8 protein-coding genes and 1 tRNA gene are annotated in these 13,508 nt (G+C 63.6%); 5 read left to right on the forward strand and 4 right to left on the reverse strand.

Translation table 11 applies throughout. The features are described 5' to 3' along the window. The first annotated feature begins 56 nt into the window (after positions 1-56). Positions 57-1,622 (forward strand): exodeoxyribonuclease VII large subunit, encoded by a 1,566-nt coding sequence (gene xseA, locus AC1D0N_RS26125; RefSeq protein WP_477248859.1) that lies wholly within the window; start codon positions 57-59, stop codon positions 1,620-1,622. 8 nt (positions 1,623-1,630) lie between these two features. Then, the gene (locus AC1D0N_RS26130) at positions 1,631-2,749 is read left to right on the forward strand and encodes a DmpA family aminopeptidase (protein WP_477248860.1); all 1,119 of its coding nucleotides are present in this window, start codon (positions 1,631-1,633) and stop codon (positions 2,747-2,749) included. A gap of 75 nt (positions 2,750-2,824) precedes the next feature. On the opposite strand, the gene AC1D0N_RS26135 is transcribed toward AC1D0N_RS26130, so the two are convergent. From AC1D0N_RS26135 to AC1D0N_RS26145, 3 genes are all read right to left on the reverse strand, one after another. Beyond that, positions 2,825-3,079 (reverse strand): hypothetical protein, encoded by a 255-nt coding sequence (locus AC1D0N_RS26135; protein WP_477248861.1) that lies wholly within the window; start codon positions 3,077-3,079, stop codon positions 2,825-2,827. A gap of 176 nt (positions 3,080-3,255) precedes the next feature. After that, positions 3,256-3,332 (reverse strand) — tRNA-His (locus tag AC1D0N_RS26140). 362 nt (positions 3,333-3,694) lie between these two features. Further along, positions 3,695-4,150 carry a phasin gene (locus AC1D0N_RS26145; RefSeq protein ID WP_477248862.1) on the reverse strand — a complete coding sequence of 152 codons (456 nt, stop codon included), beginning with the start codon at positions 4,148-4,150 and terminating at the stop codon, positions 3,695-3,697. Positions 4,151-4,393: 243 nt separating this feature from the next. Between AC1D0N_RS26145 and AC1D0N_RS26150 the strand changes: the two genes are divergently transcribed. Further along, positions 4,394-8,191 (forward strand): PAS domain S-box protein, encoded by a 3,798-nt coding sequence (locus AC1D0N_RS26150; RefSeq protein ID WP_477248863.1) that lies wholly within the window; start codon positions 4,394-4,396, stop codon positions 8,189-8,191. A 344-nt stretch (positions 8,192-8,535) separates the two neighbouring features. After that, positions 8,536-9,351, forward strand: a complete 816-nt coding sequence (locus tag AC1D0N_RS26155; RefSeq protein WP_477248864.1) for an SDR family NAD(P)-dependent oxidoreductase — start codon at positions 8,536-8,538, stop codon at positions 9,349-9,351. A 21-nt stretch (positions 9,352-9,372) separates the two neighbouring features. Here the strand turns inward: AC1D0N_RS26155 and AC1D0N_RS26160 are convergent, their stop codons facing one another. After that, on the reverse strand, positions 9,373-11,331 hold the full coding sequence (locus AC1D0N_RS26160) for an acetoacetate--CoA ligase (RefSeq protein ID WP_477248865.1): 1,959 nt from the start codon (positions 11,329-11,331) through the stop codon (positions 9,373-9,375). 308 nt (positions 11,332-11,639) lie between these two features. Here AC1D0N_RS26160 and AC1D0N_RS26165 point away from each other — a divergent pair, with 308 nt between their 5' ends. Continuing rightward, positions 11,640-13,490, forward strand: coding sequence for an AsmA family protein (locus AC1D0N_RS26165; protein ID WP_477248866.1), 1,851 nt, complete (start codon positions 11,640-11,642; stop codon positions 13,488-13,490). Positions 13,491-13,508: the final 18 nt, after the last annotated feature.

Consider the following 13,508-nt stretch of genomic DNA (forward strand, 5'->3'; position numbering starts at 1 on the left):
GAGCCGAAAAGCGCGGCCGTCTTGACGCGGGCGGACAACAGTCCCCCAATCGGCCCATGAGCGATGCAGCATCCGAATCACGCACCAATGCCGCCGAATACACGGTGAGCGAGATTTCCGGCGCGCTGAAGCGCACCGTCGAGGACGTCTTCGGCAATGTGCGGGTGCGCGGCGAGATTTCAGGCTATCGTGGGTCGCATTCCTCCGGTCATGCCTATTTCGCGCTGAAGGACGACCGGGCGCGGCTAGATGCCGTGGTCTGGAAGGGCACGATGAGCCGGCTGAAATTCCGCCCCGAAGAGGGAATGGAGGTGATTGCCACCGGCAAGCTCACCACCTACCCCGGAAAGTCCAACTACCAGATCGTCATCGACAATCTCGAGCCCGCCGGCGCCGGGGCACTGATGGCGCTTCTGGAAGAACGCAAGCGGCGGCTGCAGGCCGAAGGCCTGTTCGATGCCGGCCGCAAGCGGTTGCTGCCGTACATGCCGCGCGTCATCGGCGTCGTCACCTCGCCGACAGGTTCGGTCATTCGCGACATCATCCACCGCATCAAGGACCGCTTTCCGCTGCACGTGCTGGTCTGGCCGGTGCGGGTGCAAGGCGAGACGGCCGGCGCGGAAGTCACTGCTGCCGTCAACGGCTTCAACGCTTTGGCCTGGGACGGCGCCATCCCGCACCCCGATCTGTTGATCGTGGCGCGCGGCGGCGGCAGCCTCGAGGACCTTTGGGGGTTTAATGACGAGGCGCTGGCCCGCGCGGTCGCCGCCTCGCGCATTCCGGTGATTTCCGCCGTCGGCCACGAGACCGACTGGACGCTGATCGACCTGGTTGCGGATGTCAGGGCGCCGACGCCGACAGGTGCCGCCGAAATTGCCGTGCCGGTGAAGGCGGACCTTGAAGCGACACTTGCCAGTCTCGCCGCGAGGCTCAAGGCCGCCGTCTCGCGCGGTTTCGAACGCAAGCGGCAGGCGGTGCGCGCGGCCGCCCGTGCGCTGCCCTCGCCCGACCAGTTGCTGGCGCTGCCGCGTCGGCGCCTGGACGAAGCGACGAGCCGGCTGGGCCGGGCGCTGAGCGTCAGCATCGATCGCAAGCGGGCCAAGCTTGCCGGCCAGCGGCTGACGCCGGCCACTTTGTCGCGGCGCATCAATGAGGCCCGTACGTTGACCGGCCGCGACCTCGCCCGGGCGCAAGCAGCCTTCTTCGGCATCGTGCGCGAAGGGCGGGCGCGATTTTCACGCACGGCGGCACGCCTATCGCCGTCGCCGATCGCGAGGCGGCAGAAATTGCAGGCAGATGCCGTGGCAGGGCTGTCGTGGCGGCAGGACCAGGCGATATCGAGGCGGCTGGACCGCTTGCGCGGAAGCCTGACCCAGGCCGACCGCCTGCTGGCGACACTATCGCACAAGGCGGTGCTGGCGCGCGGCTTTGCGCTGGTCAAGGACGCCGACGGCGCGGTGATCAAGCGAGCGGAGGACGTGGTGTCGGGAGCAGCACTCTTGCTGGAGTTCGCCGACGGCACCGCGGATGCTGTTGCCACGAGCGGCACGGAACGGCCGAAGCCCGCTGCCAAACCAGCGACCAAAGCCAAGGCGCCGGGCGGTCAGGGTTCGCTTTTCTAGAGGACGGCATGACCGGATACGACCCGCATCTGCAGACGCCATCGGGCAAGCCGCGCGCCCGCGCTTTCTGCATCCCGTTCGACGGCACGCCGGGCACCTTCAATGCCATCACCGATGTATCAGGCGTGGCCGTCGGCTATACGACGCTGATCTTGGGCGACGGGCCGCTCATCGTCGGCAAGGGTCCGGTGCGCACCGGCGTGACGGCAATCCTGCCGCGACCGAAAAGCGAATTGGTAATCCCGGTGTTCGCAGGCATGTTCAGCGGCAATGGCGATGGCGAACTGACCGGCTCGCATCTGATCGACGAGCTCGGTGCGTTCAATTTTCCAGTCACCATCACCAACACCCACTCCTGCGGCGTCAGCCGCGACGCAACCTTGCGCTGGATGCAGAAGAGGCTGCCGCAATCGCTCGACAGCGCCTGGGCGCTGCCGGTGGCGGGCGAGACCTATGACGGCTTCCTCAACGACATTAACGGCCATCATCTGGACTTCGAGCATGTCTTTTCCGCGCTCGACGCGGCTCAAGGCGGGCCGATCGAGGAAGGCAGCGTCGGCGGCGGCACCGGCATGATCACCTTCGGCTTCAAGGCAGGGTCCGGCTCGTCTTCGCGCAGTGTCGAATGGAACGGTGAGCGTTTCACGGTCGGTTGCTTCGTCCAGTCGAATTTCGGCGCACGGCGAAACCTTGTCGTGCGTGGCATCAGGGCCGGAGCCGAGCTTGTCGAACCGGCGATCCGAGACAACACGCCGCGCGCCGAAAAGAGCTCGATCATCGCGGTCATTGCCACCGATGCACCGTTCATGGCGCATCAGATGAAGCGGCTGGCCAAGCGCGTGCCGCTCGGCGTGGCGCTGACGGGCGGCTATGGCTACACGACCTCGGGCGATATCTTCCTGGCCTTCAGCACCGCCAATCCCGACGCCGCGAGGGGGGCGCCGGGCAAGATGGTCAATGCCAGCTACATTCCGGATGCCGACATCAACCCGTTCTTCGATGCCGTGGTGCAGGCAACGGAGGAAGCCATCCTCAATGCGCTGGTCGCCACTGACGACATGACCGGGCGCGACGGCAATTTTGTGCCGGCGCTGCCGAAGGCATGGCTTAAGGAAAGATTCGGATAGTCTGGCGTGGAGTGAGAGGCGGGATAGCGTAACTCTCGACAGCCTTTGCCCGGCGCTTTCGCCGAGACAGGCTCGTCACTCGGCAGGCCTGCCAGAATTCGTTTGGCTCTGGTCGGCCTCGGCCGCCTCCTCGAGCCGCGATGCGATCAGTTCCTGAATATCGCCGACCTCCTCCTGGATGTCCTCCAGCGGAATGCCGACCTCGGCCGCCTTGGCGGCGCATTCGCGGGCAAGGGTCTCGGCCTGCTTCTCGATCTTTACCGGCGAGTGCTGGCACTGGACCTTTTCACCGATCCACCCACGCAAGAACTCGATCGCATGTTCACTCATACTGCATTTCCCTGGCGGCTATGCCGGTTGGTAATCGTAAACGTCCGCACCCGGTAAAGGATGCATGCTCCCATTCCAACCGAGTCGGCTTCGCCCGGCAAGCTGATCTTGTCCAAGGTCCGCAGAGCCGAAGGAAAGGAAGGGTTCAAGGAGCACATTCTGTTTGTTTGATATGGTGGTACCGTTGGCTGGGATCGAACCAGCGACCTCCGGATCCACAATCCGGCGCTCTAACCATCTGAGCTACAACGGCACATTTGCCTGAGCCAGATCGTGGTGAAAAATTCATTCTCCGAGATCCGCTCTGTCGTTCGGCGAAGCGTCCAATACGGTCTATCAGAGTCTAATTCAAGGCCTTTGATAAGGCAAAGCTGGTTCTGCGGACAGGCGGTGATTTTCATCAGCCGCTTTTCAACAGGCAAAGAAAAAGGCCGGCGGGAGGAGGTGCCGGCCTTTTCCTGTTACGAGCCAGCGGGAGGAGGTGCTGGCTGGTCACCCCGGGGAGCAGAGGGAGGAGGTTCCACTCGCCGGGTATTCACTTGACCAAATTAATTGCACATCTATTTGTCTGACGAAATGCGACCTTTTGTTGCATCGTCAGACCATGCGCAATTATTAGGCGGCCTTGATTTCCTTCAGCGCCTTCTCGAAGGCGGTCTTGATCGGCTTGGACACGTCTTCGGCCGCCTTGGAGGCAACAGCCTGCAAGTCCTTGGCCTGCTCGACGGTGGCCTCGACGCGCTTGCGCAGGAACGCGGTCTGCAGCTCGACGACTTCCGACAGCGACTTGGCGCCGATCAGGGCTTCGAGATGCGAGAAGCCGGCTTCAGCGTTGGCGCGGAAAGCAGCGATGGTCTTGAGCGACAGGTCGCTGGAAACGGTCTTGGCGGTTTCGAAGGTCGACTCCAGAGCCTTCTGGGTCTCCTCGGCGCCGGTCTTCAGCTTGGCATAGGCTTCCTTCGACTGCTCGACGCCCTTTTCGGCGAAAGCGCGCATCTGGTCGGTGGCCTTGGAAGCGTCAAAGCTCGGGAATTCAACGTTTTCGATCGTGTCAGTTTTGGTCCTGGACATTTTTCCATCCTTTTCCGGCGGCTTTGACAGAAAGCCGTCTCGTTCATGTATGATGGCAATATATAGGTTTTTTTGTGCATTGCAATATCTTTGTTGCAGTGCACCATAAAATTCTTCAGGGCGTTAACCAAACGTCCAGATTCCGGTCGCTGCACGTTATGGCTTGTGGACCTTCGCGCCGCCGGCTTTTATTAATAAAGCGTTAACTGCAAATTGCCCGCTCTGTAAGGGTCCGCCAAGCACATGCCGTCCGAAAACTACTCTTTCCTCGACGTCGCGGTGCTCGACGCGGTGCGCCAGCGCTTTGCCGCCGGCGACGCGATCGCCATATTGTCGGCCGACCTCGAACAGGTGATCTGGGCCAATGGACCGGGCGCTGCGGTGTTCGGCTATCCCGACATCGAAGCCATCATCGGCGCCTCGGCGCGGCTGCCGCTGATTGCCCGGCGCCAGATCATGGCGACCAGCGGTTTTCCGGAGATCGGCCACGATCGTTCGATCACGGTCCGGCTGGCGACCGGCATGACCAGCAACGCCGTCGGGTTCCTGGCCAGTGCGGTGACGATGCCGGATGGCGAAAGCGCGATCATGCTGGTGGTGCCGGCGGCGCAGACCGGCTCACGCAGCGCGGCCGAGACTGCCGCGCGCGCCATCAGCGGCTTTACCGAACACGGACACTTCATCGCTTTTGTCGATGCTTCGGGCGCCGTCGAGGCCGCTTCGGATGGGTTTTCGGCACTCGGGATCCTGCCGCAGACGCTGGCCGCGCTTGTCGCGGACGTGACCGCTGAGAACGACCGCATCGTCAAGCGCCTGGTTCCAGGCGGCGCCGCCTCCTATCCAGCCGGCTTCGCCAAGCTGACCGATACGCGGCACCTTCTGGTGGTGATCGACGAAGACCAGCTTGATGACGAAAGCCCTGCCGAGCCCGTCAGCGAGGCGGAAGCCATCACCGGTGAGGTGGCGGACGATGTCGTTGGCCAGCCGGAAGCAGCTCAGAACAACGAGCCGACGGCCGCGACGGCGGAGGTGACAACAGAGCCTGTCCCTGAAGTCGCCGAACTGATCCCGGCATCGTCGGAACCCGCCGAATCGACCGGACCGCAAGCGGCGGCAAGTGACCCGGTGGCCAGCCCGGCGCAGCATGATCATTGGTATTTCAATACCGGCGAGGACGACGCGAAGCAGCCGGACCAATCCGAACCTGTTGAAACTGCGGCTGCGTCGGATGTTGCGCCGGAAAGCGCGAAACAGGACGCCCCTCAGGCCACCACCCCGGTAGAGCGTTCCGCTCGGCCGATTGACCGTTCGGCGCCGCCGCTGCGCTTCGTCTGGCGTACCGATGCCGAAGGCAAGTTCAGCACGCTGTCGCCCGAATTCGCCGACATCGTCGGCAAGCCGGCCGCCGACGTGATCGGCCGCCGCTTCAAGGATGTGGCGGCGACCTTCGGCCTCGATGCCTCCGGCGAGATCGCCGGCCTGCTCGAACGGCGCGACACCTGGTCCGGGCGCTCGGTGCTGTGGCCGGTTGCCGGCACCGATCTGAAGATACCGGTCGATCTGGCGGCGCTGCCCGTCTACGGCCGCAGCCGCGCCTTCGAAGGCTTTCGCGGTTTCGGCGTTGCCCGCCCCAGTGACGCGGTGGTCGATCCGGAAGCCATCGGTATGGCGCTGGTCCCCAATAGCGAGACAAAAGCGGCGACGGAGCCCGCGGTCGAAGAGACCGTGGCTGAGCCGTCCCAGCCAGCCGACCCGTTCAAGGGCGAGGTGCCGGCGCTGACCATCGTGCCGAAACAGGAACGCCGCTTCGCCGACAAGGTGATCCGGCTGGCCGAGCATCGGCAACCGGCCAATGACAAGCAGCCGGCAAGTGAGAGGGGCCTGTCGACGCTGGAGCGCAGCGCGTTCCGCGAGATCGGCGAGCGGCTTCGGAAAGACAGCTCAGCCGCGGTCGAGCAGCCAATGGCTGAACAGCCAGGCGCCGAGAAGCCGGATGCCGAAAGGCCGGTGGAAGCGGCCGTCGAAGATTTGGTCGCCGCGGCCGAGCCGCCTGAAACCGATACCGAAGACGAGAAGGATCTGGCGCGGCTCGACGGCGAGCGGCCGGACGAGGTCGTTCAAGAGAGCCCTGCCGAGCAATCCATCGTGCCTGCAGTCTCGGGTTCCCTGCTAAACTACGCCGATAGGACAGACGAAGTCGCCAAAGATGGCGACCAGGCGCCGGTTTCGGAACCGGATGAAGCGGCGGTGACGCAAGCGAGTCCCGACCCCATTCAGGCGGCCGCGCAGCCGACGGCGGAGACATCCGCGACAGCCGATGCGGGGCAAACTGCCGGCGCTGCCGAAGACGACGACAGCATGACGGCTGCCGACTTCCGCGACGCCGAAGATGACGAGGATTGGGCACAGCCCGACGACGATGCCGCCTCAGGCGTTGCGGCTTGGACTATGGAAACTGCTCCCGTCGAGCGGCCGCGCCTCAAAGTGCCGCCGCTCAGGCTTGAAGGGTTCGTGCCCTCGGCGTTTTCGGCTGGAGACGAGACCAAGGCCCCTGATACGTCGATCCTCGGCAAATTGCCCGTCCCCTTGCTCATCCATTCCGGCGACGAGCTGCATTATGCGAATGAGGAATTCCTGAGCCTGACTGACTACGGCACGCTCGAGGATCTCAGCGATGCCGGTGGCCTCGGCGCCTTGTTTGCCGATCCCTACACTGACGACAGCAGCGCCGACGGAGCCGATCGCGCACTGCGGCTGAAGACGCGCGACGGGCAGGAATTTCCGATCGAGGCCATTCTGCGCTCGGTTCCGTGGCGTGGCGGCAAGGCGTTGATGCTGGTGGTGCGCCGCACCGGCGACAACGAGGCTCCGGCAGCTCTGCATAGCGCGCCCAACGAACAGACACAGCCGGACATTTCCGAACTCAAGAGCCGCATTGCCGAAATGCGCACCATCATCGACACCGCCACCGACGGCGTCGTGCTGATCGGCCGCGACGGCACGATCCGCTCGATCAGCCGCCCGGCGGAAGCGCTGTTCGGCTTCGACAGCGACGAGGTGACCGGCAAGCCCTTCGCCTCGCTGTTTGCCATCGAAAGCCAGCGCGCGGCGCGCGACTATCTCAGCGGGCTTTCCGAACCCGGCGTGGCGAGCGTCATGAACGATGGCCGCGAGGTGATCGGACGCGAGGCGCAGGGGCGCTTCATTCCGCTGTTCATGACCATCGGCAGGCTGCCCAACGACAGCGGCTTCTGCGCGGTGGTGCGCGACATCACGCAGTGGAAGCGGGCCGAGGAGGATCTAACCCAGGCGCGCGCGGTGGCCGAACGCGCCTCGTCGCAGAAGACCGATTTTCTGGCGCGCATCAGCCACGAGATCCGCACGCCGCTCAACGCCATCATCGGCTTTTCCGAACTGATGGTGGACGAGAAATTCGGACCGGTGGCCAATGACCGCTACCGCGATTACCTGCGCGACATCAACCGGTCGGGCAACCATGTGCTCGACCTGGTCAACGACCTGCTCGACATCTCGAAAATCGAGGCCGGCCAGCAGGAGATGGACTACGAAGCGGTGTCGCTCAACGACACGCTGGGCGAAACGGTGGCGATGATGCAGCCGCAGGCCAACCGCGAACGAGTCATCATCCGCTCCAGCTTCGCGTCGCGGTTGCCGGAAGTGGTGGCCGATCTGCGCAGCGTGCGCCAGATCGCCCTCAACATCCTGTCCAACGCCATCCGCTACACGCAAGCCGGCGGCCAGGTGATCGTCTCGACCGCCTATGAAACCTCCGGCGATGTCGTCATGCGCGTGCGCGACACCGGCATCGGCATGAGCCAGGCCGAGATCGAGCAGGCGCTGAAGCCGTTCAAGCAGATCAACGCGCTGAAGCGCGGACGCGGTGATGGCACCGGTCTCGGGCTGCCGCTGACCAAGGCGATGGTCGAGGCGAACCGGGCCCGCTTCACCATCACCTCGACACCCGGCGAAGGAACCTTGGTTGAAGTCGGCTTTCCGTCGACCCGCGTGCTCGCCGATTAGAGCCTGCGCTTGCGAAACCCGGTCCAGACAAAGAAAAGGCGTCCAAGAGGACGCCTTAAGTAATTGGATTGCTGTCACAACGGGGGCTTGAGCGAATTCAGATCCTCAGGGGACTTCGAGGAACGGGATTTCTCCGTCAAGTTACGTGCGACTATCGACGCCGGCCCTTAACAAGTCCTTACCAGCGCGATTGAAAATTTACGAAAGTGTACCACTCGTGAAATCTAGGTAAATTCCACCGACATATTTTGTTAACCATACCCATGCTGTATTCGGCCTGGTGCCGCTGCCCGTGCAGTTCCTGCTGTTTCAGCGAAAAATGGCATCACCGCAGGAGCTGTGAAGTGTCCACGCAATCACTTTCCAGCAAGATCATCGTCGTTACCGGCGCCGGTACCGGTATCGGCCTCGGCATCGCGCGGGCCTGTGTCGAAGCCGGCGCCACCGTGGTCGGAGCGACCCTGCTCGCCGAGCACCGCGACGCTGTCGAACGCGCCGGCGCCGAATTCCTGCAAGTCGATGTCGCGTCGCCGGAGAGCATCGCGGCGATGGCGGAGGCGATCGCGCAACGATACGGCTCTCCGGACGGGCTGGTGAACAATGCGGGCGTCACCTTGCAGATGCCATTTCTCGATATGCCGCTTGGCGACCTGGACCAGCTCTGGCAGGTCAACCAGCGCTCAGTCTTCCTTGTCTCGCAGCACATCGCCCGGCTGATGATCGAGGCACGGCGCGGCGGATCGATCGTCAAAATCGCCTCGAACCACGCAGGCGCCACGCTTGCCGGCTATGAGATGTATGCCGCGACCAAAGGCGCGGTCGTTTCGATGACAAGAGCCATGGCGTGGAGCCTTGGCAAGCACCAGATCCGCGTCAATGCGCTCTGTCCCGGCCTGACCCGGACCGAAGCCCTTGCCGAGATGTCGGCGAAGGATGCCGCGGCGGAACGCTATTTCAACGCAGGGCACGCGACCGGGACATACAACACCGTGCCGCAGGTCGCGGCGACTGCTGTTTTCCTGCTTTCGGATCAAAGTGCGGCGTTCAGTGGAGCCGAACTCGTCGCCGACCAGGGGATGTCGGCGCGCTTGGGTTTTGGCCATGATCCCGAACCGAAGGCCGGTACGGCAAAGCGCGGTATCAGGTCCTGGCTGCGCTGATCTTCGGGCCGGGATGCCTGCTCAGTCGGCAAGCTGCGGCAGGTTCCTGAACAGCTCCAGCGCTTCGGGATTGGCGAGCGCTTCCTTGTTCTTGATGGCGCGGCCATGCACGACATCGCGCACCGCAAGCTCGGTGATCTTGCCCGATTTGGTGCGTGGAATGTCTGACACGGCGACGATCTTTGCCGGCACGTGACGGGGGCTCGCCCCGGTACGGATTTTCGCGCGGATGCGTTTTTCCAGGTCAGCGTCCAGCTGCACGCCGGCGGCCAGCCGCACAAACAGCACAACCCGCACGTCATTGTCGAAATCCTGGCCGATGCACAGCGCCTCCAGAATCTCGGGCATCTGTTCGACCTGGTTGTAGATCTCCGCCGTGCCGATGCGCACGCCGCCCGGATTGAGCGTCGCGTCGGAGCGACCGTGGATGATCATGCCGCCATGCGCCGTCCATTCGGCGAAATCGCCGTGACACCAGACATTGTCGAAACGCTCGAAATAGGCCGCGCTGTACTTCTTGCCTTCGGGGTCGTTCCAGAAGCCGATCGGCATGGCCGGAAACGCCTTTGCGCAGACCAGTTCGCCTTTCTCCTGCCTGACCGGCTTGCCGTCATCGTCCCAGACATCGACGGCAAGGCCAAGGCCCGGCCCCTGGATCTCGCCGGTCCACACCGGCTCAATTGGCACGCCGAGCACGAAGCAGGAGACGATATCGGTGCCGCCGGAGACCGAGGCCAGGTGGACGTCCTGTTTGATGCCGTCATAGACGAAGCGGAAATCCTCCGGCGACAGCGGCGAGCCAGTGGAGGAAATCGCCCGCACGCTCGACAGATCATGCGTCCTGATCGGCTTGAGGCCGGCCTTGCGCACGGAATCGATGAATTTGGCCGAGGTGCCGAAGAAATTCATCTTCTCGGCATCGGCGAAGTCGAACAGCACATTGCCATCGGGGTAGAAGGGTGAACCGTCATAGAGCAGCAGCGTCGCTCCGGAGGCGAGCCCCGACACCAGCCAGTTCCACATCATCCAGCCGCAAGTGGTGAAGTAGAAGAAGCGGTCGCCGTCGGTGAGACCGGCATGCAGCCGGTGTTCCTTGACATGCTGGATCAGCGTGCCGCCGGCTGAGTGGACGATGCATTTGGGAATGCCGGTCGTGCCTGACGAAAACAGGATGTAGAGCGGCTGCGCGAACGGCAATCGCTCGAAGGCGACGGGCTTGGCTGCAAAAGGTGCCAACGCGTCTTGGAGCGCCGCAGCCTTGTCGACGGTCACTGCCACGTCGGCCGAGGTGCCGAGATAGTCGACGATCAGGATCTTGCGGACGGTGGTGAGCTTCGCCGCCACGGCAGCAATCTTGTCAGCCACCTCGATCGCCTTGCCATTGTACCAGTAGCCGTCCGGCGCAATGAAGACGACCGGCTCGATCTGACCAAAACGGTCGAGCACGCCCTGCTCGCCGAAATCGGGAGAGCAGGATGACCAGACCGCGCCGATCGAGGCAGCCGCCAGCATAGCGGCGACGGCTTCCGGCATGTTGGGTATCATCGCCGCGATGCGGTCGCCTCTTTTGACGCCGAGCGACAGGAAAAGCTGCTCCAGGCGCGACGTCAGCGCGTGCAGGTCGTTCCAGGACAGCCGGCGCTCGACCTTGTCCTCGCCGTGAAAGACGATTGCGTCGCCCGAGCCGGTCTTCTTCAGCAGGTTCTCGGCAAAGTTCAGCGTCGCTTGGGGGAAGAACGAGGCGCCGGGCATCTTGTCGCCGTCGACGAGTACGGCCTCGCCCTTTTCGCCGACAATGCCGCAGAAATCCCAGACCAGGCTCCAGAAGCCCTCGCGGTACTCGACCGACCAGCTGTGGAGTTCGGCATAGGAGGCGAAGGATGTGCCGGCTTTTGTGGCAGCGGCCTTCATGAAGGCGGTCAATGGCGCCGCATCAATCCGGTCTTGTGTCGGGATCCAGAGGGGGGCGTCGGCAGCCATGATCGTTCCTCCTTAAAGCACGTCGCGTTTGAAGGGATTTATGCCACGCGCTTTAAACTCTGCGTCATGCAAATCGCTGTCCCAAAACCGTCGCGCACCCTCGTATCAGGTCTGAGATGAAGACTTTTTGACATGCATTGGGCTACCTCGCTTATGCATATCGCAGCGCAGCAGAGCAAGATTTTGTTCGGGTCGACCGCGCTGGGTGTGCGCAAATGCCATCGCCGGGCCATAAAGACTTGAAATGCCTAAGTCTTGGGTTACACCCGTTGGGCGATTTTTGTTGGAATGGAAGCATACGGGGCGATATGCCATCACCTTTGATCCGGCGCGGAGTATGGGCGATCGGCGTTGCCGTGCTCGTCATCGCGCTGGTCGTCGCCGCCCTGCCGCTGATTGCCTCCACCCGTATCGTGCGCGACCGCATCGCCTGGGAGATGAGCGCGTGGAGCGGTTTCAGGGTTACCATCGATGGCGCGCCGCGCATTGAGGTGTGGCCGAAATTCCGGGCCATCCTGACCGACGTGACGCTTTCGCAATGGACGGAGACCGACGCCCCACCGGTGATCGAGGCCGAGCGGGTCGAGGTCGACCTTTCCGCCATGGCGGCGCTGCGCGGCGACGTGGTGTTTTCGACGGCGCGGCTGGTGCGGCCGACGATCAGGGTTCAGCGCATGGCAAACGGGTTCTTCCTGCCTGCCATACCGTCCGGCGGACGCATCACGCGCTCGATCGACACCGCCCGCGGCGTGGTCAACGCCAATCCGGCGACGCCGGATCTGAGCAAGCTGCCGACCGATCCGTTCGGCACCGTGGAATTCAGGGACGGCCGCATGGTCGCCTCCGTTGGCGGCAAGGACGATGAAATCCTGAGCAGCCTGACCGGCCAGGCAAGCTGGGCGGCGATGAACAGCAATGCGACGCTGACGGCAACCGGAATCTGGCGCGGCGAAAGCGTCGCCGTCGATGTCGCCTCGCCCAAGCCGCTGGTGTTGTTTGCTGGGGGCGCCGCGCCGATCACGCTTTCCTTCAAGGCAGCACCTGCCAGCTTTTCATTCGATGGCGTCGCCGGCATGTCCGAAAATGCCTATTTCGATGGCCAGGCCAAATTTTCAGCCCCGTCGCTCAGGCGTGTGCTGGAATGGTCGCAGGCCGGCATCGCGCCGGGTGCCGCCATCGGCTCCGTCTCGATCTCGAGCAAGGTGACGGCGACGGTCGGCCGCATCAAATTCGAAAACACCGCAGTGGCCCTGGATAACAACCCGGGCATGGGCGCGCTGGATTTCTCCTTCGGTGAAGCGCTGCCGGTGATCTCCGGCACGCTCGCCTTCGATACGCTCGACCTCAGGTCGTTTCTCTCCGCCTTCACGCCACTGGCGCCCGCCGGCGAGACCGGGCCTGGCGAAATCGACAGCAGCTTTGCCGACCGGATCAATCTCGATCTCAGACTGTCGGCAGCGCACGCCACGGCGGGTGCGATCCAGCTTGCCGACGTTGCCGCCACCGCCCAGGTCAAGAACGGCCTCGCAGTCTTCGACATTTCCGATGCGTCGGCTTTCGGCGGCAACATTCAGAGCAGCCTTCGTTTCGACCGCAAGCCTGAGGGCACGCAGGTCGAAATCCGGCTTTTGGCTTCCGATATAGATGGCGGCGCCTTCGGCACCGCGGCGGGGATGACGCGGCTGGTGCCAGCCAGCACCGGAACCGTCTCGGTCATCCTCAAGGGGCCCGGTAAATCCTGGAGCTCCATCTTCGAAAACGCCGACGGCTCGGTTTCGGCGACGTTCGGTCCGGGCGCACTCAGCGGCCTCAACCTTCAGGCGTTTCTCAAGCACTCGGAGCAGGGCGGGTTCTTCGCGCTCGACGATGTCGCCGACGGAACGCTGCCGATCGACGGCGCCGAGCTCAAGGCCAGCATCTCCAAGGGCGTCGCCAGGCTCGACAAGGCCGAAGCCAACTCGGCGAAGTACAAGATCTGGCTTTCCGGCATCGCCTCCTATGCCGGTCGCGGACTGGCGCTCTCCGGCGGCATCATCCAGCCGGACAAGGCCGCTACGCCGACAAATGCACAAGGCCCCAACCAATCCTCGTTCTTCGTCGGCGGCACCTGGAGCACGCCATTCATCTCGCCGATCAGCCGCGGCGTCTCAGGCGAGTAGGCCGCCGGCTCTCAACCC

The organism is Mesorhizobium sp. P2_E10 (assembly GCF_056404235.1).

Coding starts and splice junctions, on each gene's coding strand:
- AC1D0N_RS26160 (WP_477248865.1), bottom strand. CDS start 11,331: ATGGCTGCCGACGCCCCCCTCTGGATCCCGACACAAGACCGGATTGAT.
- AC1D0N_RS26165 (WP_477248866.1), top strand. CDS start 11,640: ATGCCATCACCTTTGATCCGGCGCGGAGTATGGGCGATCGGCGTTGCC.
- AC1D0N_RS26135 (WP_477248861.1), bottom strand. CDS start 3,079: ATGAGTGAACATGCGATCGAGTTCTTGCGTGGGTGGATCGGTGAAAAG.
- AC1D0N_RS26145 (WP_477248862.1), bottom strand. CDS start 4,150: ATGTCCAGGACCAAAACTGACACGATCGAAAACGTTGAATTCCCGAGC.
- AC1D0N_RS26130 (WP_477248860.1), top strand. CDS start 1,631: ATGACCGGATACGACCCGCATCTGCAGACGCCATCGGGCAAGCCGCGC.
- AC1D0N_RS26150 (WP_477248863.1), top strand. CDS start 4,394: ATGCCGTCCGAAAACTACTCTTTCCTCGACGTCGCGGTGCTCGACGCG.
- xseA (WP_477248859.1), top strand. CDS start 57: ATGAGCGATGCAGCATCCGAATCACGCACCAATGCCGCCGAATACACG.